Annotated in this window: 12 protein-coding genes and 1 tRNA gene; 3 read left to right on the forward strand and 10 right to left on the reverse strand. The window is 71.9% G+C overall.

From position 1 onward, the window contains the following. Nucleotides 1–42 precede the first annotated feature (42 nt). From ACFZDJ_RS06625 to ACFZDJ_RS06670, 10 genes are all read right to left on the reverse strand, one after another. Entirely contained in the window at nt 43–765 is a 723-nt protein-coding gene (locus ACFZDJ_RS06625) for an alpha/beta fold hydrolase (protein ID WP_391056551.1), read from the reverse strand. A gap of 40 nt (nt 766–805) precedes the next feature. Continuing rightward, nucleotides 806–2098: a M18 family aminopeptidase gene (locus tag ACFZDJ_RS06630; protein ID WP_168508860.1), complete on the reverse strand. Its 1293-nt coding sequence runs from the start codon at nt 2096–2098 to the stop codon at nt 806–808. A gap of 6 nt (nt 2099–2104) precedes the next feature. Next, nucleotides 2105–7783 carry a MupA/Atu3671 family FMN-dependent luciferase-like monooxygenase gene (locus ACFZDJ_RS06635; RefSeq protein WP_391056553.1) on the reverse strand — a complete coding sequence of 1893 codons (5679 nt, stop codon included), beginning with the start codon at nt 7781–7783 and terminating at the stop codon, nt 2105–2107. Beyond that, complete coding sequence (locus tag ACFZDJ_RS06640; protein ID WP_391056556.1) at nt 7780–11034, reverse strand: beta-ketoacyl synthase N-terminal-like domain-containing protein; 3255 nt, start codon at nt 11032–11034, stop codon at nt 7780–7782. Before ACFZDJ_RS06640 ends, ACFZDJ_RS06635 begins: the two co-directional genes overlap by 4 nt. Further along, complete coding sequence (locus ACFZDJ_RS06645; RefSeq protein WP_391056891.1) at nt 10988–12184, reverse strand: MFS transporter; 1197 nt, start codon at nt 12182–12184, stop codon at nt 10988–10990. The genes ACFZDJ_RS06640 and ACFZDJ_RS06645 overlap by 47 nt, the downstream gene beginning before the upstream one ends. Nucleotides 12185–12532: 348 nt before the next feature. Continuing rightward, complete coding sequence (locus ACFZDJ_RS06650) at nt 12533–14197, reverse strand: AMP-binding protein (RefSeq protein WP_391056558.1); 1665 nt, start codon at nt 14195–14197, stop codon at nt 12533–12535. Nucleotides 14198–14223: 26 nt separating this feature from the next. Further along, nucleotides 14224–14718 carry a DUF3592 domain-containing protein gene (locus ACFZDJ_RS06655; RefSeq protein ID WP_391056561.1) on the reverse strand — a complete coding sequence of 165 codons (495 nt, stop codon included), beginning with the start codon at nt 14716–14718 and terminating at the stop codon, nt 14224–14226. Nucleotides 14719–14847: 129 nt separating this feature from the next. Then, nucleotides 14848–15501 (reverse strand): lytic polysaccharide monooxygenase, encoded by a 654-nt coding sequence (locus ACFZDJ_RS06660; RefSeq protein WP_391056563.1) that lies wholly within the window; start codon nt 15499–15501, stop codon nt 14848–14850. Nucleotides 15502–15655: 154 nt separating this feature from the next. Next, nucleotides 15656–16813 carry an SPFH domain-containing protein gene (locus ACFZDJ_RS06665; protein WP_101404977.1) on the reverse strand — a complete coding sequence of 386 codons (1158 nt, stop codon included), beginning with the start codon at nt 16811–16813 and terminating at the stop codon, nt 15656–15658. Nucleotides 16814–16858: 45 nt separating this feature from the next. Beyond that, nucleotides 16859–18295 carry a peptidoglycan-binding protein gene (locus ACFZDJ_RS06670; protein WP_391056566.1) on the reverse strand — a complete coding sequence of 479 codons (1437 nt, stop codon included), beginning with the start codon at nt 18293–18295 and terminating at the stop codon, nt 16859–16861. Nucleotides 18296–18501: 206 nt separating this feature from the next. On the opposite strand from ACFZDJ_RS06670, the gene ACFZDJ_RS06675 reads away from it, so the two are divergent. The 3 genes from ACFZDJ_RS06675 to ACFZDJ_RS06685 all read left to right on the forward strand — a co-directional run bounded on the left by ACFZDJ_RS06675 (nt 18502) and on the right by ACFZDJ_RS06685 (nt 23017). Continuing rightward, nucleotides 18502–18575 (forward strand) — tRNA-Lys (locus tag ACFZDJ_RS06675). A gap of 492 nt (nt 18576–19067) precedes the next feature. Further along, a complete protein-coding gene (locus tag ACFZDJ_RS06680) occupies nt 19068–21083 on the forward strand; it encodes a glycosyltransferase family 2 protein (protein WP_391056569.1) in 2016 nt (671 codons plus the stop codon). After that, complete coding sequence (locus ACFZDJ_RS06685; protein WP_391056571.1) at nt 21080–23017, forward strand: galactose oxidase-like domain-containing protein; 1938 nt, start codon at nt 21080–21082, stop codon at nt 23015–23017. The genes ACFZDJ_RS06680 and ACFZDJ_RS06685 overlap by 4 nt, the downstream gene beginning before the upstream one ends. Nucleotides 23018–23103: the final 86 nt, after the last annotated feature.

Consider the following 23103-nt stretch of genomic DNA (forward strand, 5'->3'; position numbering starts at 1 on the left):
CCGGGTTCACCGGGTTCACCGGGTTCACAGGGTTCACCGGGTTCACCGAGCGCGTCCGGCGCGGAGTTCGGCCCCGATCAGGCGCAGGAGTGCGCCCGGGTTCTCCGTCAGGTACATGTGGCCGCCGTCCAGCTCCGCCGTGGTGAGCTTTCCGGTGGTGGCGCGGGACCACTCGGCGGCCTCGGCCGCGCTCACCAGCTCGTCGTCGCGGCCGCGCAGGGCGAGGACCGGGGCGGCGAGCGGGCGGTCGGAGGCGGGCCGGTACGTCTCGTGCATCCGTACGTCGGCCCGCAGCAGCGGGAGCAGCAGCTCGCGCATCTCCGGGTGCTCCAGGGCCGGGTGCGCGTATCCGGCGAAGGTGCGCACCCGGGCCAGGAACTCCGCGTCGGGCAGACCGCTCGCCCGGTCCGCGCGGCCGCTCCACGGGCCCGGCGCGCCGCTGACGAGGAGGGCGTCGAGGCGGACGCCGGGCTCGGCCTCCAGCCGGTGTGCCAGCTCGAAGCCGAGCACCGCGCCGAGGCTGTGCCCGAACACCGCCACCCGCGCGCCCTCCGGGAGCTGCCGGGTCACCTGGCTGTGCGCCTCGGCGGCCGCCCGCGCCGCGTCCGTGTAGGGCTCCTCCACGAACCGCTCCTCGCGGCCGGGGAGTTGCACCGGCAGGACGTGCAGCCCCTCCGGCGCCCGGTCCTGCCACGGCTTGAAGAAGGACGCGCCCGCCCCGGCGAAGGGCAGACAGACGAGGTGGGTCTCTTCCACTGCTGACATCGCTCCCGAGTCTTGGTTCCGGTTACAGAGGGGCCGGGGCTCAGCCCGTGGTGACGAACTCGGTGAGGACCCGGGCCAGCAGACCGGGGTCCTGCGCCCCGCACAGCTCCCGCGCGGAGTGCATCGACAGCCCCGGTACGCCCACGTCGACGGTGGCGACTCCCAGCCGGGCCGCGGTGATCGGGCCGATCGAGGTGCCGCACGGCATGGCGTTGTGGGAGACGAACGGCTGCCAGGGCACCTCGGCGCGCTCGCAGGCCGCGGCGAAGGCGGCGACTCCGGTGCCGTCGGTGGCGTACCGCTGGTTGACGTTGACCTTGACGACGGGGCCGCCGTTGGGGAGGGGGTGGTGGTCCGGGTCGTGGCGTTCGGCGTAGTTGGGGTGCACGGCGTGCGACATGTCGGCGGAGACGCAGAAGGCGCCGGCCAGGGCCCGGTTGAAGTCCTCGGCGCTGCCGCCGCGCGCGGCGACGGACCGGCCGAGCACCCGCTCCAGCAGGGGGCCCTGGGCGCCCGACTGGGAGCCGCTGCCGACCTCCTCGTGGTCGAAGGCGGCGAGCACCGGGATGTGGGCGGGCGGCCGGGCGGCGGTGGCGGCGGCGACCAGCGCGGTGACGCCCGCGTGCACGGAGACCTGGTTGTCCAGACGCGATGAGACGAGGAACTCCTCGTCGGCGCCGAGGTAGCCGGGCGGCTGGATGTCGTGCAGCATCAGGTCCCAGCCGAGGACCTCGGCGACGTCGGTGTCCGCCTCGGCGGCGACCCGGGCGAGCAGGGCGCCGGGCCGGGCGGGGCCGAGTCCCCACAGCGGGGTCATGTGCAGCTGCGGGTCGAGAGCGACGCCTTCGTTGACGGCGCGGTCGAGGTGGATGGCGAGCTGGGGCACGCGCAGCAGCGGCCGGTCGACACAGACGAGGCGGCTGGCTCCGTCGCGCAGTGTCAGCCGGCCCGAGACGCCGAGGTCGCGGTCGAGCCAGGTGTTGTGGGGGACCCCGCCGTAGATCTCCACGGCGATCTGCCGCCAGCCCGCGGAGCCGGTGTCGGGCTCGGGCTTGATCCGCAGGTTCGGGGAGTCGGTGTGGGCGCCGACGATCCTGAACGGGGTGCGGGCCGGGGCGCCCGCGGGGACGTACCAGGCGAGCAGCGCTCCGGCGCGGACGACGTACCGGCCGCCCTCGGCACCGGCCGTCCAGTCGTCGGTCTCGCGCAGCTCCTGGAAGCCCGCCTTCTCCAGGCGCTGGGCCGCGTTCGCGACCACGTGGTAGGGCGAGGGGCTGGAGCGGACGAAGGAGAGCAGATCGTCGCTGTGACTGCGGTCATGTGTGGGGGACATGGGCGCTCACGCCTTTCGGAGGGGCTGGAGAGGGTTGAGGAGTGAAGCGACGGGCGCGTCCGGCCGAGTGCACAGTTCGGCGAGGACGGCCTGCCAGTCGTCGAGCAGCTCCTGAGCCGTGGCGGGGTCCCACAGATCGGCGGAGTACTCCAGGAAGGTGCGGTAGCCCTTGGCCGGGTCGCGGCGCGGGGCGAGACCGAAGGAGAGGTCACCGCGGGACACGGGCGGGGCGAGGTCGTCGACCTCGACGTCGAGTCCGGGGATCTCGATGTCCGTGTCCAGGGAGTTCTGGAAGGCGATGGTCAGCGGGAAGCGCTCGGGCACCGCGCGGGCGCCGCTCTCGCGCAGGGCGCGCACGATCCGCGCGGTCGGCAGGACGTGGGCCGTCGCCTCCAGGGCGCCGGCGCCGGTGCGCTCCACGAGGGCGCCACGCGTCTCGTCCGGGTCGGGCGTCACCCGGACGACCACGCCGGTCGACGTCAGCGCGACCATCGACTCGAACGCGCTGCGCTCGCGGTGCGCGTACGGCGTGCCCATCACGATGTCCCGCGTCCCGGACCGGCGGGCGACCAGTACGCCGAGCGCCGTGGCCGCGACCCCGAAGGGCGTGGTGTGCCGGGCCGCCGCCAACTCCTCGACGGCTCTGCGCAGTTCACCGGAGGCGGTACCGCGCAGGGTGTCGCCGTGTCCGCTCGGCACGGCGGGCCGGGCCCGGTCGCCGGGGATCTCGACCGCGGCCGGGACCCCCTCCAGATACCGGGTCCAGTACGCCGTCCTGCGGGCCTCCTCGGCCGGGTCGGCGTGCTCGCGCTGCCAGCGGGCGTAGTCCGTGCACTGCGCCGCCGGTTCGGGCAGACCGTGCGGGCGGCCCGCGGCGGCGGCCGTGTAGAGCGCGGCGAGCTCGTCCAGGAGGAGGGAGAGGGACCAGCCGTCGACGCAGATGTGGTGCACGACGAACATCAGCGTCCACCGGTCGGGCGCGACGCGCAGCAGCCGCAGGACGGGCAGTACGGGTAGTACGGAGCCGGTGACCGTGATGGGCGTCGCGGCGGTCTCCCGGCACAACTCCTCCGCGCGCGCGAGCCGTTCGGACTCCGCCGCGATGCCGGTGAGGTCCTCGACGGGAAGCGCCGGGGGCGGCACGTCGAGAACCTCCTGCCGCCAGCCGGTCCCGTCGTCCGTTCCGTTCGACGGAACCGGCTGCCCGTCTCCCGGTACGAAGCGGCACCGCAGTCCGTGGTGGCGGTCGAGCAGCCCGGCCACCGCCGTGCGCAGCGCGGCCACGTCCAGGGGGCCGGTGAAACGGATCCGGGTGGGGATGTTCCACACCTCGGGGCGGGGCATGCCCAGGACGCCCGCGATCATGCGGGCCTGCTGGTCGCTGACGGGCGCCGTGTCCACCACGGTCACGCCCCGGGGTGGCGCGAGCCGGGCGGTCATCGCCCCCAGCGTGGCGTCGGCGAAGAAGTCCGCCAAGGGGTATTCCACGCCGAAGCTGTCCCGGACCCGGTTCACCAGTCTGATCGCGCCGATCGAATTCCCCCCGAGATCGAAGAAGTTGGCGTCCGGGTCGAGATCACCGGCGGTGCCGAGGGTGTGCTGCCAGAGGGTACGCAGACGGTGGGCGTCGTCGGGGGTGCCCGGGGTGGCGGAACCCGGTGTCAGGTCGCCGACCGTCTCCGCGGCGCCCGCCGTCATGCCGGCCAGCACGCTCTCCAGACGGTCCAGGTACCCCCGTGCCGTCGCCTCGTCGAACAGGTCGGCGTCGTGGCGCAGACGCAGGTCGAGGTCTCCGTCGGGGAGCCGGGTCGCCATGAGGGCGAGTTCGAGGGGTGCGGACTCGGTGCCGCCGTCGAGGGGGGTGGCGCGCAGGCCGGGCAGGGCGAGGGCGGTCAGGGGCGCGGTGTCGAGGTCGGCGGAGACCGTGACGAGGGGGCGCGGGTTGCCCGGGTCGGGGTGGCGGGTCGCCGACAGGGCGTCCAGGTCGACGTGTTGGCGGGCGTCGGCGGCGAAGAGCGTGTCCCGGGTGGCGCGTACGGCGTCGGTGAGTGTCGTGCCGTCGGTCAGGGTTCCGCGCAGCGGCAGCAGGGAGACGTGGAAGCCGACGGTGTCACGCGTCTCGGGGGTGCGGCGGCCGAAGGTGGACCCGATGACGAAGTCGTCCTGTCCGGCGTACTGGCGCAGCACGATCCGCCAGGCGGTGAGCAGCGTCGCGAACAGGGTGGCCCCTTGCCGCCCGCTCCACTCCCGCAGCCGCCCCGCCCGCTCCGGGCCGAGCCGCAGCCCCACGGCCCCGCCCCGTCCGGCGACGGTACGGGCGCGCGGCCGGTCCGTGGGCAGCGCGGGCGCGCCCGGCCCGTCCCCGAGGTGGGCGCGCCACCAGTCCAGGTCGTCCGCTCCCCCGGTCGCCGCGATCGTGTCGAGCGTGCTCCCGGCGGGCCGCTCGAACCGGGGCGCACGCCCCTCCACCGCCGCCCGGTAGAGCTCCCCGAGGTCGGCGGCGACCAGCCCGGCGGAGTGGCCGTCGGTGACGAGGTGGTGCATGGCGAGGATCAGCGCGTGGTCGTCGTCGGCGAGCCGCAGCAGCCGGGGCGTGAACAGCGGCCCCGACGCGAGGTCGTAGGCGCGGGTGCTCTCCTCCCGCAGGGCGGCCCGGATCACCTCGTCGGCGTCCCGGCCCCGGACGTCGTCGACGGTCAGGGCCGCACGTGCCCGGTCCCGGTCCTCCCCTACGACCTGGAAGACCCCGTCTCCCCCGGCCACGAACGCGGTCCGCAGCCCGTCGTGGCGGCGGACGAGGCCGTCCACGGCGGTCCGCAGCGCCTCGACGTCCAGCGGACCCCGCAGCCGTACGCCCTGGATCTCGTTGTATGCGGCCGGGTTGGCGATCAGTGCGGCGGCGAGCCAGAGGCGGCGCTGGGCGGGGGTCGCGGGAGCCCGCCGTTCGCGTACCTCCGTCGGGGGCTCGTGGTAGCGGCGGCGCAGCACGTCCAGCTGCTCCAGGCCCGCCCGCATCTCCTCCGGCGGCAGTCCGAAGTCGACCAGGGCGGCGATCTCGTCGACGCCCGCGGCCCGCAGCGCGTCGACGGTGGCCGCGCAGGTGTCCGGGGAGCCGATCAGGGCCCGTTGGTCGCAGTAGCGGTCGTAGGCGCGGTCGAAGAGGTAGGCGAGGTCGGCCTCGCTCGCGTCGGCCATGTCCTCGGGGCGTCCGCCGAGGGCGCTGGCGGCGGAACGCATCTGGAGGGAGGAGCGCAGATAGCGGCTCATCGGCTCGCGCGCGGCGGCCCGGGCGGCGGCATGGTCCTCGGCGAGGTGGGTGTGGAGCAGGACGGTGACGCGGCCCGCGTCGGGGTCGAGGCCGCCCTCGGCGCGCAGCCGGCGGTAGTGGCGGATGTTCGCCGCGAGCTGCTCGACCGTCTGGTTCATGAGGTTGGTGACGATCCCGAGGTCGCGGCGGGCCGCCTCCTCGTACGAGGCACGCCGCCCGGACGTCGCCAGATACATCGGCGGCAGCTCCTGCACGGGTCGCGGATGCAGGCGTACGTCGATGGGGTGCCCTTCGCCGGTACGGCGCGCGACGCTCTCGCCGCGCCACAACCGCCGTACGTCCTCCAGGTGTCGGAAGGCGATCTCGGTACGGTCGGTAAAGCGGTCGGGGTGCAGGGCGAAGTCGTTCGCGTGCCAGCCGCTCGCGCAGCCGATGCCGACCCGGCCGCCGGAGAGGTTGTCGGCCACCGCCCACTCCTCGGCGATCCGCACGGGGTCGTGCAGCGGGAGGACCACCGAGCCCGCGTGCAGACGGATGCGGCGGGTCTCCCGGGCGAGCGCGGCGGCCAGGACGGACGGGTTGGGGAAGAGGCCGCCGAAGGAGTGGAAGTGGCGTTCGGGCAGCCAGAGCGTGCTGAAGTCGTGGGTGTCGGCGAAGCGTGCGGTCTCGATCAGCCGTTCGTAGGCCTGGGCGCTGTCCTCGCCGTCGGGGTGGTCGCCGAAGAAGTAGACGCCGAAGTCGGGGGCGGGCCGCTCGGAGGCGTTGCCGTGGCTGTGACGTCGGCCGCGGCGGCCCGTCGTCGGGAAGTGGCCGCCCGCGCGCAGCTCCCGCAGTGAGTCCTTCACCGCGTCCGTGATCCGTTCGACGTCGTTGTCGGTGTGCGCGGTGGAGAGGTAGAAGGAGCGCCACTCCCAGACGTAGATCCCGCGCAGGAGGAGGTGGTGGTAGAGCAGTTCCATGTCGGCGCGGTGGGTGAAGCGGAACATGGAGCCGAAGTGGGCTGTTTCCAGGGGGAATTCCTCGGCGCTGAAGAAGTCGTCGAGGTCGGCGGCGAGGGCGTCGGTGCGGGCGTTCAGCGTCTGCTGGAGCCCCGGGCCCCGCTCCTTGAGGTGGGTGAGGACCGCGCGGGCGGCGGCCATCGACAGGGGGTGCTGGATGTACGTACCGCCGAAGAAGGTCGTCTCGCGCGTCGGGCGGCTGTCGTCCCCGTACCGCCAGAAACCGCCGTCGATGCCGTCCATGAGGTCGGCGCGGCCCGCGATCGCGCCGATGGGGTGACCGCTGCCGAGGGCCTTGCCGTAGGTGGCGAGGTCGGGGACGACGCCGTAGTGGTGCTGGGCGCCGCGGGGGTGGGGGCGCAGGCCGGTGAGCATCTCGTCGAAGAGGAGGACGATTCCGCGCCGGGTGGTCAGCTCCCGCAGCGCGCGCAGGAAGGCGACGGGGCGCAGGGCGGGGTTGCGGCACTGGACCGGTTCGACGAGGACCGCGGCGATCGTGTCGCCGAGTTCGTCGACGACGTCCAGGCTCTCCTGGCTGCCGTATTCGAGGACGAGGAGTTCGGACACCGCGCTCACGGGGATGCCTCGCGAGACGGGGACGGCGTGGCGGCCGTCGGGGCCCGGGCGGCCGAGGACCGAGTCGATGTGGCCGTGGTAGGAGCCGCGGAACATGACCACGCGGTCGCGTCCGGTGGCCGCGCGGGCGAGCCGCAGGGCGGCGGAGTTGGCCTCGGTGCCGGAGTTCGCGAACGCCACCCGCTCCATGCCGGTGAGTTCCGCGAGCAGTTCGGCGGCCACGCCCGTGTCCTCGGAGCGCGGTCCGAGGCGCAGTCCGTCGGCGAGGTGCCGGCGGACGGCCTCCGTCACCGGCGCGGGCTCGTGGCCGAGCAGCAGCGCGCCGAAGCCCATGGTGATGTCGGTGTAGTCGTTGCCGTCGACGTCCGTCAGCCGGGCGCCGTGCGCCGAGCGGGCCGCGATCGGGTACTGCATCTCCTTCGTCGACCGCCGGAAGCCGACCACGGCCCGGCTGTCCGCCAGCACCGTCCGGTGCCGCTGGGCCAGCTCCTTCGACGTGCGGGTCCGCTCGGTGAAGCGGCGGACCAGGTCGTCGGCGTGGGCCCGCTGGGCCTCGCTCGCACCGGTGCCGGACATGCCGGAGTCAGGGGGGAGGGTGACGTGGGGGCCATGGGGGCTGTTGGGTTCGTGGTGGAGGGGTTGCCCGGTGGGTTGCCCGGCAAGCGGCTCGGCGGGCTGCCCGGCAAGCGGCTCGGCGGGGGGCTCGGCAAGCGGCTCGGCGGGGGGCTCGGTGCGGTGACGGGCCGCCGTCAGGAGTTCGTCGAGCCGTCCGGAGACGGCGACGGTTCGGGCGACGGCCTCGGCGCTCGCCCGCGACTCGGGGCTGGTCTGGGCCGTGGTCATCCTCCGACCGCCTTGCGGCCCTCGGTGAGCAGGGCCACGGCCTCGGAGAGCTGACCGAGCATTCTGGTCTGGGTCTCGGCGAGTTGGCGTATCTGGCGGGCGAGTTCCTCGACCTCGGCACGGGTGGCGTGGACGGGCTCGTCGTCGGGGGTGACGTGCACCGGCTCGTCAGCTGGGGTGACGTGCACGGGCTCGTCGGCGGGGGTGGCATGCGCGGGCTCGTCGTCCGGGGTGACGCCCGCGGTGGCCGCCCCCTGCCCCGTCCGCTCCGCGATCAGCCGGGCCGCGAGCCGTGGGGTCCCCGCCTCCTCCAGGATCTCCCGCATTCCGATCTCGATCCCGAACTCGGCCTCCAGCTGCCGCACCATTCCTATGAGCTGGAGCGAGTCCGCGCCGAGCCCGACGAACGTCCGCTCCGCCGCGATCTCCTGCGGCGCGTATCCGAGATGGCGAGCGCTGAGTGCCAGCACCCGTGCCAGTACGGCCTGTTCGGTCATGCCGTCCTCCGTTTTGCGGTCGTCGGCCAAGGGGGTGGGCGGCGGTCCTGTCCAGTACGACCGGTGCTGGAAGGGGTACGGCGGCAGCGGGATCCGGCGGGCGTCGCAGCCGTCGAGGAGAGCCGCCCAGTCGAGCCGGTGGCCCGCGCAGTGCAGCCGGGCGACGGCCGCCCAGAGGGTGCCAAGGCCACGGTCGTCGCGACGCTGGGTGGGGACGGCGGCGGTATCCGGCCGGGCGCGCCGGACGAGCCCGGTGAGGGGCGCGTCGGGACCGATCTCCAGCTGGACCGGCCGCCCGGGTGTCCGCTCCAGCGTGCGCAGTACGGCGGCGAAGTCCACCGGCCGCCGGGTCCCCCGTACGAGGTGGTCGGCGTCCGGCAGCCAGCCCACCGGGTGCCGGACCCCGTCCGGACCACTGACGAACTCGGTCCTGGTGGGCCGCAGTCGTATCTTTCCGCAGGCGTCCCGGAACTCCGCCAGGACCGGGTCGAGCAGGGCGGTGTGGAACGCGCGGTCCACCGGCAGAGGCTCCGCGGGCGTGCCGCGTTCCGCGAGCCGGGCGTGGGCGGCGGCCACCGCCTCGGGCGGTCCGCCCACGACGTACTGCCCCGGCCCGTTGACCACGGCGAGTTCGAGTCCGTCGACCTCGGTGACCAGCCTCCGTACGACGTCCTCGGCGGCGAACACCGCGAGCATGCCCCCGGCCGGGGTGCCGTCGCGCATCAGCCGCCCCCGTTCACAGACCAGCCGCAGCCCGTCCTCCAGCGTCAGCGCCCCGGCCACGCACAGGGCCGCGTACTCCCCGGCACTGTGCCCGGCCACCGCGACCGGTTCGACGCCGAACCGCCGCCACAGCCGCGCCTGTGCGACCTGGAGGGCGAAGAGCGCGGGCTGAGCGAAGGCGGTGTCCCAGACCCGCGCTCCTTGCGGGTCCCGGGCCCGCTCTCCTTCCGGGTCCCGCGCCCGCGCTGCCTCCGCAGGACCACCGTCGGCGCCGCCCAGCAACCGGTCGAGGAATCCCTCCTCGCCCGTCTCGTCCCGGTGGATCCCCGCGCACTCCTCCAACGTGCGGGCCACCACCGGGAACCGCTCGGCGAGCGCCGCGCCCATCCCGTCGTACCCGCTGCCCTGGCCGGTGAAGAGGAACACCGGTCCGCCGCCCGCCTCCGCCCCGGCGACGCCGTGCGCGTACGCCCCCGCCTCGCCCCGCACGAAGGCGTCCAGCGCCGCCGCCGTGTCGCCGGCCGCGGCGGTGACCACCAGCCGGTGTTCCAGATGCCGTCGCCCGAGCGCGGTGGTGAGGAGCAGGTCGGCGGGGTCGGTCCCGGGGTGTTCGGTGAGATGGTCGCGGAAGGCCCGTGCGGAGGCGAGGAGCGCCTCGGGGGTGTGGCCGGACAGCGGCAGCAGTGCGGGGGCCTGCCCACGGTCCGGCGGGCGGGGGGCCGGGGTCGGCGCCTCCTCCAGGATCACGTGGGCGTTCGTCCCGCCCATCCCGATGGAGTGCACCCCGGCCCGGCGCGGGCGGCCCTCCTCGGCGGGCCAGGGCAGCGCGCGGGTGGGCAGGACGAAGGGGCTCCCGGTCACGTCCAGGGCCGGGTTGGGGCGGGTGTGGTTCACCAGCGGCGGTATCTCCCCGTGCCGCAGCACCAGCATCGCCTTGATCAGCCCCGCAAGGCCGGCCGCGCTGTCCAGGTGGCCGATCGCCGACTTCGTGGAGCCCAGCGCGCAGAAGCCGGTGCGGTCGGTGTGCAGCCGGAACGCCTCGGTGAGGGCGGCGAACTCGATCGGGTCGCCCTTGAGCGTGCCGGTGCCGTGCGCCTCCAGGTAGCCGACGGAGTCGGCGGGCACCCCGGCCGCGCGCAGCGCGCCGAGCACGGCGTCGCGCTGGCCGGTGGAGCCCGGCGCGGCGAACCCGGCCCGGTCGGCGCCGTCGTTGGTGACGGCGGACCCGGCGATCACCGCGTACACGGTGTCGCCGTCGGCGAGCGCCCTCTCCAGCGGTTTGAGGACGACGGCGGCGACGCCGTTGCCGCCGACGGTGCCGTCCGCGTCGGCGTCGAAGGCGCGCACGGTCCCGGAGCGCGAGATCGTCGATCCGCGTACGTGCCGGTGCCCGGTGACCTGGGGCACGTGCAGGGCGGCAGAGGCGACGACCATGAGGTCCGCGTCGCCGAAGTGCAGGGCCTGGCAGGCGAGATGGACGGACACCAGGGACGACGAGCAGGCCGTGGCCACGTTCAGGGCCGGGCCCGTCAGTCCGAGCCGGTGGGCCGCCCGAGGGGCCGCGAAATCGGGGTAGTTGCCGACCTGCGCCTGCTTCTGCCGCTGCCACTCCCCCGAATCCGCCTCCTCCCGAAGGTTGTTGGCGAGATAGCTGTGGAGCGAGTACAGCCGGTAGCCGGTGCTCCCGCACACCCCGATCCGCACCCCGGCGCGCGGCTGCGCGTACCCCGCGTCCTCCAGGGCGTGGTGCGCGCACTCCAGGAACAGCCGCTGCTGCGGATCGGTGACCGTGGCCTCGCGGGCGCTCATCCCGAAGAAGGCCGCGTCGAAGCCGTCGATGCCGGGCAGCGGGGCGCTCGCGGCCACGAAGTCGGGCGCGCCGTACTCCTCGGGGGCGAACCCGGCCGCCGCCAGCTCGGCGTCGGTGAACCGCCGTACGTGCGTCACGCCCGCCCGGATGTCCCGCCAGTACCCGTCGGGGGTGTCAGCTCCCGGAAATCTCAGCGCCATCCCGACGACTGCCGTACGCACCGCTCGTCCCCTCCTTGCCGGCGCCGTGGACCGCGTACAACCGGAGCAGGTAGATCCCCGCGACCATGATGGCGAGGCCGTGCGACCAGGCCACGACGGTGAACGCGGAGAACGATTCGAGGGCCGCCGACACCCCGATCATGCCGATCCCGAAGCCGAGGTTCTCGACCGTCGCCGTGAGCCCGAAGGCGTGGCCGCGCAGGGTCTCCGGCAGGGTCTGCAGATGCGAGGTGTACGACACCTCGGTGAGCCCGTCCGCGGCGCCCGCGACGAGGGCGATCAGCACGGTCGCCGCCATCGGGAACCCGGCGAAGCCGAGGATGAAGGCGGAGGACATGACGATGGTGCCGAGGCCGAAGCCGAGCGCGCCGACGGCCCGTCCGGAGCGTGTGGCCCAGCGTTGGATGACCTGTTGCGCCAGGACGTTGCCCAGCGCCCAGAACAGCCAGAAGCGGCTGACGAACGCGGCCGGGTCGTCCGGGTGGAGCGTGCTGGAGTAGACGGGCAGGGCCGCGTTGTGCGAGGAGGAGCCGAGGGCGTCGACGGTGCGCAGGCACATCATGAGGCCGAGCGCGGGCACGGTGGCCAGCGCCGTCGTCGCGGCCCACACGCCGCGCTTCTCGCGGGGTTCGTCGGGCGCCCGCGGGGGCTCGGGGGCGCGTTCGATGCCCGGCAGCCACGCGACCGCCGCCGCGCACACCACGAAGCTCGCCGCGTCCACCAGGAACGCGGCGGTGAAGCCGAGCCAGGGCACCACCACACCGGACGAGGCGAACCCCGCGACCATCGCCAGCGAACGCCCGCCCACCATCAGTGAGTTGGCCCAGGCGCGCCGCTCCGCGCCGACCAGGTCGGGGATGGAGCTGCGCAGCGCGACCATGAACACGGTGCTGCACGCCCCGACGGCCGCGGACACCGTGAACAGCACGCCGGTCCGCAGTCCCCCGTCCGGCGTCACTACCAGCAGGAACATGACAACGGCTTGGGCGATATTGGCCCACAGCATGACCGGCTTGACCCCGAACCGGGCCTGCACGCGCCCCGCGACCGTCCCCGCCAGGAACCCCGCGCCCAGCCGCACCGCCATGAACAGTCCGATGGCGAGCGCGCTGTGGGTGGTGGCGTACACGAACAGGTTGAGCGCCACCATGTTGAGGAAGGTGCCGTACGAGGAGACGGAGTAGCCGGCGACCAGGACGCGGTAGCGCCCCTCGGCCGTCACCGGTGCCGCGCCACGCGCCGTCCCCGGACCGCCGCCCGCCCCCACGCGCCCGATGGCGGTGCGGCACCGGCGATGTTCACGACCCGGATCAGGTGACGCATGTTCCCTCTTTCTTCGGCTTTCCTCGGCGCGCACGGCACAGTTGTCCGGAGGCATCCTCCCCCTGTGGGGCGGAGGGGATTCCTCTGTCCCGGGACTCTCTGAGACGGGACGTCCGCCGGGTCGCCGAAAGTTCCGGCCGGCGGGCACCCCCCGCGCGGGAAGCGCGCCCGGAATCTACCCGGTCGGCAGCAACTTCTCGCGTCCGCGCGCCCGGTACTCGGCCAGCAGCCCGTCGATGTCCGGCTCGCGCAGTCTGCGGTACGCGGACTGCCCCGGCGGCCGCCACCACACCGGGTCGGCACAGCGGAAGCCCTCGCGGCGCAGCCCCACCCGGTGGATCTTGTTGGTGGCGGTGACCGGCATCCGCGTCACGATCCGGACGAAGCGGGGTGCCATCTTGGTCCCCAGGTCGGGCTGGTCGAGGAGGAAGGCCGCGAAGGCCGACGGGTCGAATCCGGCCCCCTCGCGCGGCGCGATCGCCGCCATCACCTGGTCCCCGGCCACCGGGTCCGGCACCGCGTACACCGCCACGGCGGCGGCGTCCTCGTGGCGGGTGAGGATGTTCTCGATCATCGCGGCGGCGAGGTTCTCGCTGTCGACGCGCAGCCGGTCGTCGGCCCGCCCGGCGAAGTAGAGGAAGCCGTCGCTGTCGCGGTAGAAGAGGTCCCCGGTCCAGTACCAGCCCTCGCGGCGGCGGTCGGCGTCCGCGGCGGGGTTGCGCCAGTAGCCCTCGAAGGGGTTGGGTCCGCGGTTCACCAACTCCCCTATCGCCTCGTCCCCGTTGAGAAGCCTCCCGTCCTCGGCGAAGACGGCGGGCGGGCACTCGGCCCCTGTCTCCGGGTCGACCACCGCGAGGTCGTCGCGGGGTGCCGCCCGCCCGATCGCGCCCGCCGGGGCGCCGGGCGTCCACTGGATGGCGGCGCCGCCCTCGGACGAGCCGTACCCCTCCACCAGCCGTACCCCGAAGCGCTTCTCGAAGGCGGCCGCGTCCACGGCCCCGGCCTCCGTCCCGAAGCCCATCCGCAGCGGGTTGTCACGGTCGTCGCCGCGGGCGGGCGTGGCCAGCAGGTACTGCACCGCGCGGCCCACATAGGTGAAGTACGTCGCCCCGCAGGCCCGTACGTCCGCGAGGAACCCAGACGCCGAGAAGCGCCGCCGCAGCGCGATCCCCGCGCCCGCCGCCAGCGCGGGCGCCCAGTCGGCGATCACCGCGTTGCCGTGGAACATCGGCATGCAGATGTAGTGCGTGTCGTCCGGGCGCACCCCGAACTGCTCGACGAGCGAGCGCCCGGCGGCGGCCAGCCGTCCCTGGGTGCAGATCGCGGCCTTGGGGGCGCCGGTCGAGCCGGAGGTGAAGTAGAGGAGGAGGCGGGCGTCCGGTGACACGGAGGGCGCCGCGTCCGGCTTCGCGCCCTCGTACGGTACGAGGAGTTCCCCGTACGCCTCGGTGTCGGTGACCAGGACGCGTACGCCGGGCAGTTCGAGGCCGTCGAGGAGCAGCAGGTGGGTCCGCTCGGTGACCAGGACACGGCACTCGGTGTGCAGAATGTCGCGGGCCAGTTCGGGGCCGCGCCGGGTCGGGTTGATCCCGGCGACGGCGGCACCGGAGAGGGCCGCCGCGCTCAACCAGAGCGGATATTCGGGGGTGTTGTCGAGCAGCACCCCGACGTGCGGTGCGGCGCCGGGCGGCAGCAGGTCGGCGAGGAGGGCCGCCCGCGCCGCGGCGCCCGCGGCCACCTGGTGGTGGCTGCGCACCCGCCCCTCGAACCACAGCCCCGGCCGGTGGTCGCCCCACCGTTCCTGTACGAGTTCCGCGACGGTACGCCTCATGGACCCCATGGGGGCGCACGATAATTGACGGACCGTCAGAAGGGGAGGCCCGTGCCTTCGAAGTCGTCCCCGCCGGACGAGTCGTCCATCGAGAAGAACCCGTGGACACCCACGATGAAGCCGACACAGAAGAGGATGATCACCGTACAGAAGATCAAGATGCCCACGGTTCCCGCAGCCAGCTTGCCCCGGCTCGGCGTGTGAGCCGTGGCCTTCTCCGGGCGCTCGGCGATGTAGTGGACGGTGACGATGTCACCCTCGATGATCGTCGCCGGGCCGTTCTTCTCCTCGAAGCGGACCGAGCGGCCGTCGCGCGTCATGAACTCGTACACGTGGTGCAGGGTCGTACTCACAGAGGTGTCGCCCCCGCCACCGCTGGTCGTCGTGAAGGACCGCAAACAGCGCGCCTCGGCAGTCAGCCCGCTGCTCCAAGCCCGGTTCATGTCCAGTGAGCGACGGATCACCGCGACCGCCATGAATATGGCAACGGCCATGATCAGCCCTGGCACGGCATAGAAGAACACGTCCACGACATTCCCCCGTTGTCCGGTACAGCTCCACGCACGCCGTCATGGTCATGTCGACGTGCGTGGAACCTACCCGTGGGGGGTGCGCGAGCTCCTCAAGAGAGGCTCAGAACATTTCCGGTCGGGACGCGCTCAGAACGTGACGTCCGCGCACGAGTAGAACGCGTTCGCGGTGTCGGCGATCGTCCAGACGCCGAGGATGACATGGTGACCGCTCAGTCCGGAGGGCAGCGTGCCGGTGTGACTGAGCGTGGACGGCGGGCGCTGCCCGTTGTACGGGACGGTCAGGAACGGGGTGGTGTTCAGGTCCGCCCTGGTCAGTGCGTGGTTCTGGTTCCAGCCGGACTTGGTGACGAAGTACTTGAAGTCGGTCGTGGCGTGCACGGCCGTGAACTGCCAGCGGAAGGTGTAGCTCTGCCCGCCGGTGACCCTGGTCGTCGGCCAGGCCGCGCCCGAGGGGGTCTTGGGCTGGTCGAGCTGGCCGAAGTTGGTGTGGTTCGCGGAGCAGATCTGTCCGTCCGCGGGACCCGCCGCCGGGAAGCCCTTCGGGCCCTCGACACTCTGGGGCTCCCACTGAATGTCACCGCAGTTGGCAACACTGCCGCCGTTGGCGGCGCACAACTTCTGCCGGCTGAGGGGCTGGTCGGTGTAGCCGTGTGCGTCGGCTCCGCCGGTGGAGAGCACGAACGTGCCCGCCGTGGCGAGGCCCACGACAGCGGCGTACAGCTTGGCTTTCCTGGTGGCACGGACCCTTGCCGCAGGGGTCCTGGGCGTCCGTATGCGCATGCTGCCGCTCCTGGAGGACGTGGGGGAGGTTCTCGTGAGCCGTGCGCGCGATTTTCAGGTCTAGACCAAGTCCCAGATTATTGCCACGACTTGAACATGTCCAGACCAATTACCAAGCTGTCGGTCCCCGTCACGGCCCCGCTGTCGGTCCCCGTCACGGCGAGGCCTCCCTGCGCCCCGTGTAGAACGCCACCGTCAGGTCCTTCACCAGCGCCTTGCGCTCGTAGTCGTCGAGTTCGACCAGCCCGCGCATGGTCAGCCGGGTCACCGTGTCCTCGACGGAGTCGACGACGGAGGTGAGCACGGTGTCACGGTGCTGGGCGTCCAGGGTCGCGATCCGGCGGCGCTGCATCACGGCCGCGACCTCGGGGGCGTACTCGATCCGGGTCGGCTGCGCCGAGAACACCTCCAGGCCGACCGGCGCGGTGTCCGCGGCGATCATCCCGGTGAGCACCTCGCCGACCGCGTCCGTGTTGCGCAGAGTCGCCACGTCCTTGATGACGGCGGGCGGCGCCTCGGCCGGCAGCTGCGAGAGCATCCGCGACATCGCCGCCTCCACGCACTCGCGCAGATACGTCTCGTGGTCCTCGACGCCGAGCACGGCCCGCGCGGTGTCCTTGACCCGCCACACCACGAGCACCACCACCCGCAGCGCGACCCCGTTCGCGTCGACCACCGACATCGGCTCACTGCGCCAGTGCCGCAGCCGTACGTCGACCCGGCGCCGCAGCACCATCGGGTTGATCCACAGCAGCCCGGTGCGCCGGACCGTGCCCCGGTAGCGGCCGAAGAGGCCGAGCACCCAGGCCCGCCCGGTCCGGCCGCGGGAGAGCCCGCCGAACCCGAACAGTCCGAGCGCGCCGGCCCCGGCGTACGCGGCCCACTGCGCGGGGCCGAGCCCGGCGCCCGCGTACCAGGGCAGCCCGATCACCCTCCCCGCGCTGTGCGGCAGCACACCCGACCACCAGGTGGTGAGTACACATCCGGCCACCCCGCAGGCACCGGCCAGCACACCCGCCACTCCGGGCAGCACCCGTGCGGGGCGCTCCACCAGTTCGGGGTCGACCTCCGGCACCGGGCGCGGGGCCCGGCCCAGCATGGGACGCCGGATCCGGGGCTGTTCGCCCGTGCCGCGCCGCCGCCCCACCACGGCGGGCGAGAGCGGCACGGAGACCGGTTCGGGGTCGTCCCGGAAGAGCAGATGGACGGGGATCTCGGTGGTCGCCTCGTTGTGGATGAGCCGGGCGGACCGGGAAGCGCCGCCCTCCGGCGTCCCCCCGGACTCCGGGGTGGGTGAAGTCGTCGTACTCATAGCTGCCTCCATGCCTCCGCGCGTGGAAGAGTGATCCCGGCCCTGTCACAAGAAGAGCCGGCGCCAGGTCTCCGGCCCCGGACAGCCGTCCGCCGCGCCGCCGCGCCAGCCCTGCGCCCGCTGGAACGCCTCGACGCCCCGCCGGTCCGCCTCGCCCCAGCGCGGCCCCGGACCCGACGTGTAGTACGTGCCGAACCCCTTCTTCACGAGTTGCTCCCCGAGCCGGGTGACGAACTCGTTGTCGGCGCCCGGCCGGAACAGCCCGCGCCCCGGATAGCCGGGCACGGACGGCACGGACGGCACGGACGGAATGGTCGGGACGGACGGAATGGTCGGGACGGACGGAATGGTCGGGACGGAGGGGGCGGCGGGCACGGACGGGGCCGATAAACCCTTCGTCCCCGGTCCGCCCACCGCCGGGGCCCCCGGCGTCGGCCTCCCCGGCGCCGAAATGTCCCTGCCCTTCCTCCCCACCAGAGAGGACCAGGTCCCCGGCCCCGGCAGCCCGTCCGCGTCCGTGCCGCGCCAGCCCTGCGCCCGCTGGAACGCCTGGGTGGCCCGCCGGTCCGCGTCCGACCAGCTCGATCCGGATCCGGTCGGGTAGAAGCGGTCCGCGCCGCGTTCCACGAGGAGCCGGCCCAGCCGGGTGACTTGGGGGTTGTCCGCGCCGGGGCCGAAGAAGGACCGGCCCGGGTAGCGGCTGCTCGTGACCCCCGGCGCCGAGGCCGCCGCGCCGCTCTTCCCCTCGGCCAGCCCCTTGTAGCGGTAGGGCACATAGCGGTCCGAGTTGGTCCAGTAGGCGTACGGAGTGGACTGCCCGCGGGTGTGCGGGCGCGTCTGTTCATAGGCGAGGTAATACGTGTGGGTGTAGTCCGACCAGCCGCCGAACAGAACGACGTGCGAGCCTTTCTCGGGATCCGCCGGATTGTGGAAGAGGAGTATGTCGCCGGGCTGCAACTGGTCGCGTGAAACGCGTACGCCGAACGTGCCGAGACTGCCCGTCCACTCGTTTCCCGGCAGGTTCCAGGCCATCGAGACAAAGCCCGAACAGTCCTGCCGGTATCCGTCGGCCCAGTACTCGGACGTGCTGTACGGCACCCGCGAGGCGACCCACTTCTTGGCCCGGTTGATGATCGCCGCCCGGGTGGTCGCGGGGAGCTCGCCCCCGGCCCCGGGCTTCGCGGACCCCGCCGGGCCCCCGTCCACGCCGCGCAGCGGGGCCTTGTCACCCTGCGGGGTGCCGGGCTCGTCACCTCGGGGGTCGCCCGGCCGGGCGGGTCCGTGCGCGGCGGCCACGGCCGGCACCGACTGGCCCGCGGCGAGGACGGTGCCCGCCGCGGCCAGCAGCAGCGCGCCCCGCGCCGCCGGGTGTCCCACGGGCCCGGGCAGTACGGAAGGGGGAATGACGCGCCGCCAGTGCACGCATCCGGGGCAATCGCAATCGCTCGCGGGATCGAATTCCTCGAACACCGGAGCCTCCATGAGATTCCCCTCACACCACAGGTTCATATCTCCGCACTTCTGCACACTCGCCAGTTTCGCAACTGTCGTCTCTTGTCGCATGTTGACGGTCCGAATGATGTACAGGGACCACTTTCGGCCGGTTCGGGACACCTCACCGCTCACTTCACGGCACCCCCGTGGTCCGGAGCACCCTCCCCGGTCGGGTAGAGTTCTCGGGTCAGCAAGCGCCGCTAGCTCAGTTGGTTAGAGCAGCTGACTCTTAATCAGCGGGTCCGGGGTTCGAGTCCCTGGCGGCGCACCGACACCGAAGGGCTCCTCACCAGCGTGAGGGGCCCTTCGGCTTTACGGGCGAGGCGAGCCCCCCGCGGGGAGAACCAGCACAAAGAGGTGCACAGAGGCGCATACGGACCGGGCATATGCGCCCGGCGTATGGGGCGGTGACCCCATCTTCGTACACGCATCCCAATTAGCGCGTATGACCGGTTAACACCGCGTTTCGCATCTTGCGATCATGATGAACACCGTAGAACCCTGGGCTTCAAGGGACTGTCGATACCTGACAGTTGGGGGTATGGCCGGTTGCGACCATGGGGGGTTGGGGGCCCCGTTCATGAACCGATGCCGAGGGGGGCATCATGCAACCGGAAGGTCGCATTTCTATGTCTCCGTTGTGTGGAGGATGTGGTGATGCCGACCTGCCAGCATGCGTCCGTGACGGTCAAGGGGGACTCGAACGGGCGACAAGAACCGACGAACACGCACCTGGACGTGCGTGCGGGGGGAATGACTCATGACGTCGACGCCGACGGGCGCCCGGCAGAACTTCGACCCGTCTGAGACGACCCAGCTCCGGATGCCATCGCACCGGACCGGCAGCAACTTCCGCAGGATCAAGAAGACCCTGCCGAGATACGACTACGAGCACTACAGCCGGCTCGCGGGTCCCCTCACACAGCCCGATCCGAACAAGCCGTACAAGGTGCAGTACCGCTCGCTGCTGTCCCAGGAGCCGCACCGCGTACGAGCCGCTCTGATGCTGGGCGCCGCGCCGCTGCTGTCGCTGATCCTGCTGGGCTGGCTGCTCCAGCCGGAGCACTGGACCGAACGCGACTACCCGGCCTACGACTTCCTGCCGGTGCTCGACATCGTGATGCTGGTCTCGATCGGTCTGATCGAGTTCTTCCGCTGCATGAACGTGCTGTCGAACGCGCACGCCACCCTGGTCGCCCGCGACCCGATCCCGGTGGTCCCGGAGACCGGCACCAGAGTCGCCTTCCTCACCTCTTTCGTACCCGGCAAGGAACCCCTCGCCATGGTGACCAAGACCCTGGAGGCGGCCGTCAAGCTGCGCCACCGGGGCCTTCTGCACATCTGGCTCCTCGACGAGGGTGACGACCCGGAGGTGAAGGAGGTCTGCGAGCGCCTGGGCGTGCACCACTTCTCCCGCAAGGGCGTCGCGAAGTGGAACCAGGCCAAGGGCCCGCACCGCGCCAAGACCAAGCACGGCAACTACAACGCCTGGCTGGAGGCGCACGGCGACGAGTACGACTTCTTCGCCTCGGTCGACACCGACCACGTGCCCCTGCCCAACTACCTGGAGCGGATGCTCGGCTTCTTCCGCGACCCGGACATCGGCTTCGTCATCGGCCCGCAGGTCTACGGCAACTACGACAACCCCATCACCAAGGCCGCCGAGTCGCAGCAGTTCCTCTTCCACGCGCTGATCCAGCGGGCCGGCAACCGCTACGGCGCGCCGATGTTCGTGGGCACCTCCAACGCCGTACGCATCAAGGCGCTCAAGCAGATCGGCGGTCTGTACGACTCGATCACCGAGGACATGGCGACCGGCTTCGAGATGCACCGCGCGAAGAACCCGGCGACGGGCAGGAAGTGGCGCTCGGTCTACACCCCGGACGTCCTCGCGGTCGGCGAGGGCCCGAACGCCTGGACGGACTTCTTCACCCAGCAGCTGCGCTGGTCCCGGGGCACCTACGAGACGATCCTCAAGCAGTACTGGAAGGGCTTCTTCTCGCTTCCGCCGAGCAAGCTCTTCAACTACACCATGATGATCATCTTCTACCCGATGTCCGCCCTCAACTGGATCCTCGCGGCCCTCAGCTGCGCACTCTTCCTGGGCCTGGGCGCATCCGGTGTGAACATCGACCCGACGGTCTGGCTGATGCTGTACGGCAACGCCTCCGCGCTGCAGATCGGCCTGTACGTGTGGAACCGCCGGCACAACGTCTCCCCGCACGAGCCCGAGGGCTCGGGCGGCGTGGCGGGCATGATCATGTCGGCGCTCTCCGCGCCGATCTACGCCCGCTCGCTGATGGACGCGGTGCTGCGCCGCAAGAGCAAGTTCGTGGTGACCCCCAAGGGCGATTCGGCCAGCCCCGACACACTGTTCGGGACCTTCCGGATCCACCTGTTCTTCATCCTGGTCTTCGCCGGCTCGATCGTCGCCGGACTCCTGCTCGGGCACTCCCACCCCGCGATGATCACCTGGGCCTCCTTCGCCCTGCTGATCACCGCCTCGCCGATCCTCGCCTGGCGGTGGGCGCTGCGCCAGGCGAAGAAGAAGCCGTCGGCGGCGCCCGCCTCACCCGAGGAGACGGTGCCGCTGCCCGCTCAGGCCTCGGCGCCCCAGCAGGAGCAACACGCACCGCACGCACCGCACGCCCCGCACGCGCCGCATGCCCCGCATGCCCCGCAGCACAAGCCCAGCTGGGCTGCGGCAGAGGGCGGCGGCAGCGGCGGAGGCAATGACCAGACCATGCAGATTTCCCTTGGGGGACGTAAGAAATGAAAGACGGTGCCCGTCGCCGCCGTGCTCGTCGTCTTGCGATAGGCGGGGCGGTGGTGCTCGCGCTGGCCGGGATGAACGGGCCGTGGGTGTACCGCTTCAGCACGGAGAAATACCACGAGTACACGATCAACAAGCCCGAGTACAAAGCCAAGAACGGGCACTGGGACATCATCCAGTTCCCCAAGGAGTACAGACAGAACACCATCCACGCGGCCCTGTTGCACACCGGCAAGATCCTGCTGATCGCGGGCTCGGGCAACAACCAGGACAACTTCGACGCGAAGAAGTTCGACACGCGGATCTGGGACCCGGTCAAGGGCACCATCAAGAAGATCCCGACGCCGGCCGACCTGTTCTGCACGGGCCACACCCAGCTCGCCAACGGCAATCTGCTGATCGCGGGCGGCACCAAGCGGTACGAGACCCTGAAGGGTGACGTCACCAAGGCGGGCGGCCTGATGGTCGTCCACAACGAGAACCCGGACAAGCCGATCACGCTGCCCGCGGGCACCAAGTTCACCGGCAAGGAGAACGGCAAGACGTTCGTCTCCAAGGACCCGGTGCTCGTCCCGCGCGCGACGAAGGTCTTCGACAAGGCGACCGGCAAGTTCCTGCGCAACGACCCGGGCCTCGGCCGTATCTACGTCGAGGCGCAGCAGAGCGGCCAGAAGTACGAGACGGGCACCCAGGACAACTACCGCATCCAGGGCCTGACCGGCGCCGACGCCCGCAACACTTACGGCATCGCACAGAAGCTCGCCCTGGACAAGAAGGACTTCCAGGGCATCCGGGACGCGTACGAGTTCGATCCGGTCGCCGAGGAGTACATCAAGGTCGACCCGATGAACGAGGCACGCTGGTACCCGACGCTCACGACCATGAGCGACGGCAAGATCCTCAGCCTCTCCGGTCTGGACGAGATCGGCCAGCTGGTCCCGGGCAAGAACGAGGTGTTCGACCCGAAGACCAAGAAGTGGACGTACACCAAGGGAATCCGCCAGTTCCCGACCTACCCGGCGATCTCCCTGATGCAGAACGGCGAGATGTTCTACTCGGGCTCGAACGCGGGCTACGGACCGGACAACGTGGGCCGCGACCCCGGCATCTGGGACGTGGCCAGCAACAAGTTCACCAAGCTGCCGGGCTTGAGCGACCCCAACATGATGGAGACGTCCGGCACGGTGCTGCTGCCGCCCGCGCAGGACGAGAAGTACATGGTGATCGGCGGCGGCGGGGTCGGCGAGTCCAAGCTGTCCAGCAAGAAGACCCGGCTGATCGACCTCAAGGACAAGAACCCGAGGTTCGTGGACGGGCCCGAGTTTGAGAAGGGCACCCGCTACCCGCAGTCCTCGATCCTTCCGGACGACACCGTCCTCGTCTCCGGCGGCTCCGAGGACTACCGGGGGCGCAGCGACTCCAACATCCTCCAGGCGCGGATCTACAACACCAAGTCGAACACCTTCGACCGGGTCGCCGATCCGCTGGTGGGCCGCAACTACCACTCGGGCTCGATCCTGCTGCCCGACGGCCGGGTGATGTTCTTCGGCTCCAACTCGCTCTACGCGGACAAGGCCAACACCAAACCGGCCACGTTCGAGCAGCGCATCGAGATCTACACGCCGCCGTACCTCTACCGGGACTCGCGGCCCGATCTGACCGGCGGCCCGAAGACGATCGCGCGCGGCGGCTCGGCGACGTTCACCTCGCAGCACGCGTCGACCATCAGGACGGCCCGGCTGATCCGGCCGAGCGCGTCCACGCACGTCACCGACGTCGACCAGCGTTCCATCGCGCTGGACTTCAAGAAGACGAAGAACGGGGTCACGGTGACCGTGCCGAAGAACCGGAATCTCGTGGAGTCCGGTTGGTACATGCTGTTCGTGACGGACGACCAGGGGACCCCGAGCAAGGCCCAGTGGGTCAAGGTGCCGTAGCGCTCCGCTGGGTCGGGCCGGTTTCGGCTGCGGCTGAGTGGGGGCTGAGCGCGCAGTTCCCCGCGCCCCTGAAGGCGCGGGGAACT

The organism is Streptomyces sp. NPDC007896 (genome assembly GCF_042959425.1).
Lineage (GTDB): Bacteria > Actinomycetota > Actinomycetes > Streptomycetales > Streptomycetaceae > Streptomyces.

Excerpts from the sequence above, each read along its gene's own strand:
- ACFZDJ_RS06685 (WP_391056571.1), top strand. The coding sequence starts at position 21,080 with ATGAAAGACGGTGCCCGTCGCCGCCGTGCTCGTCGTCTTGCGATAGGC.
- ACFZDJ_RS06625 (WP_391056551.1), bottom strand. The coding sequence starts at position 765 with ATGTCAGCAGTGGAAGAGACCCACCTCGTCTGTCTGCCCTTCGCCGGG.
- ACFZDJ_RS06650 (WP_391056558.1), bottom strand. The coding sequence starts at position 14,197 with ATGGGGTCCATGAGGCGTACCGTCGCGGAACTCGTACAGGAACGGTGG.
- ACFZDJ_RS06630 (WP_168508860.1), bottom strand. The coding sequence starts at position 2,098 with ATGTCCCCCACACATGACCGCAGTCACAGCGACGATCTGCTCTCCTTC.
- ACFZDJ_RS06665 (WP_101404977.1), bottom strand. The coding sequence starts at position 16,813 with ATGAGTACGACGACTTCACCCACCCCGGAGTCCGGGGGGACGCCGGAG.
- ACFZDJ_RS06680 (WP_391056569.1), top strand. The coding sequence starts at position 19,068 with ATGACGTCGACGCCGACGGGCGCCCGGCAGAACTTCGACCCGTCTGAG.
- ACFZDJ_RS06660 (WP_391056563.1), bottom strand. The coding sequence starts at position 15,501 with ATGCGCATACGGACGCCCAGGACCCCTGCGGCAAGGGTCCGTGCCACC.
- ACFZDJ_RS06670 (WP_391056566.1), bottom strand. The coding sequence starts at position 18,295 with ATGGAGGCTCCGGTGTTCGAGGAATTCGATCCCGCGAGCGATTGCGAT.
- ACFZDJ_RS06645 (WP_391056891.1), bottom strand. The coding sequence starts at position 12,184 with ATGGTGGCGCTCAACCTGTTCGTGTACGCCACCACCCACAGCGCGCTC.
- ACFZDJ_RS06635 (WP_391056553.1), bottom strand. The coding sequence starts at position 7,783 with ATGACCACGGCCCAGACCAGCCCCGAGTCGCGGGCGAGCGCCGAGGCC.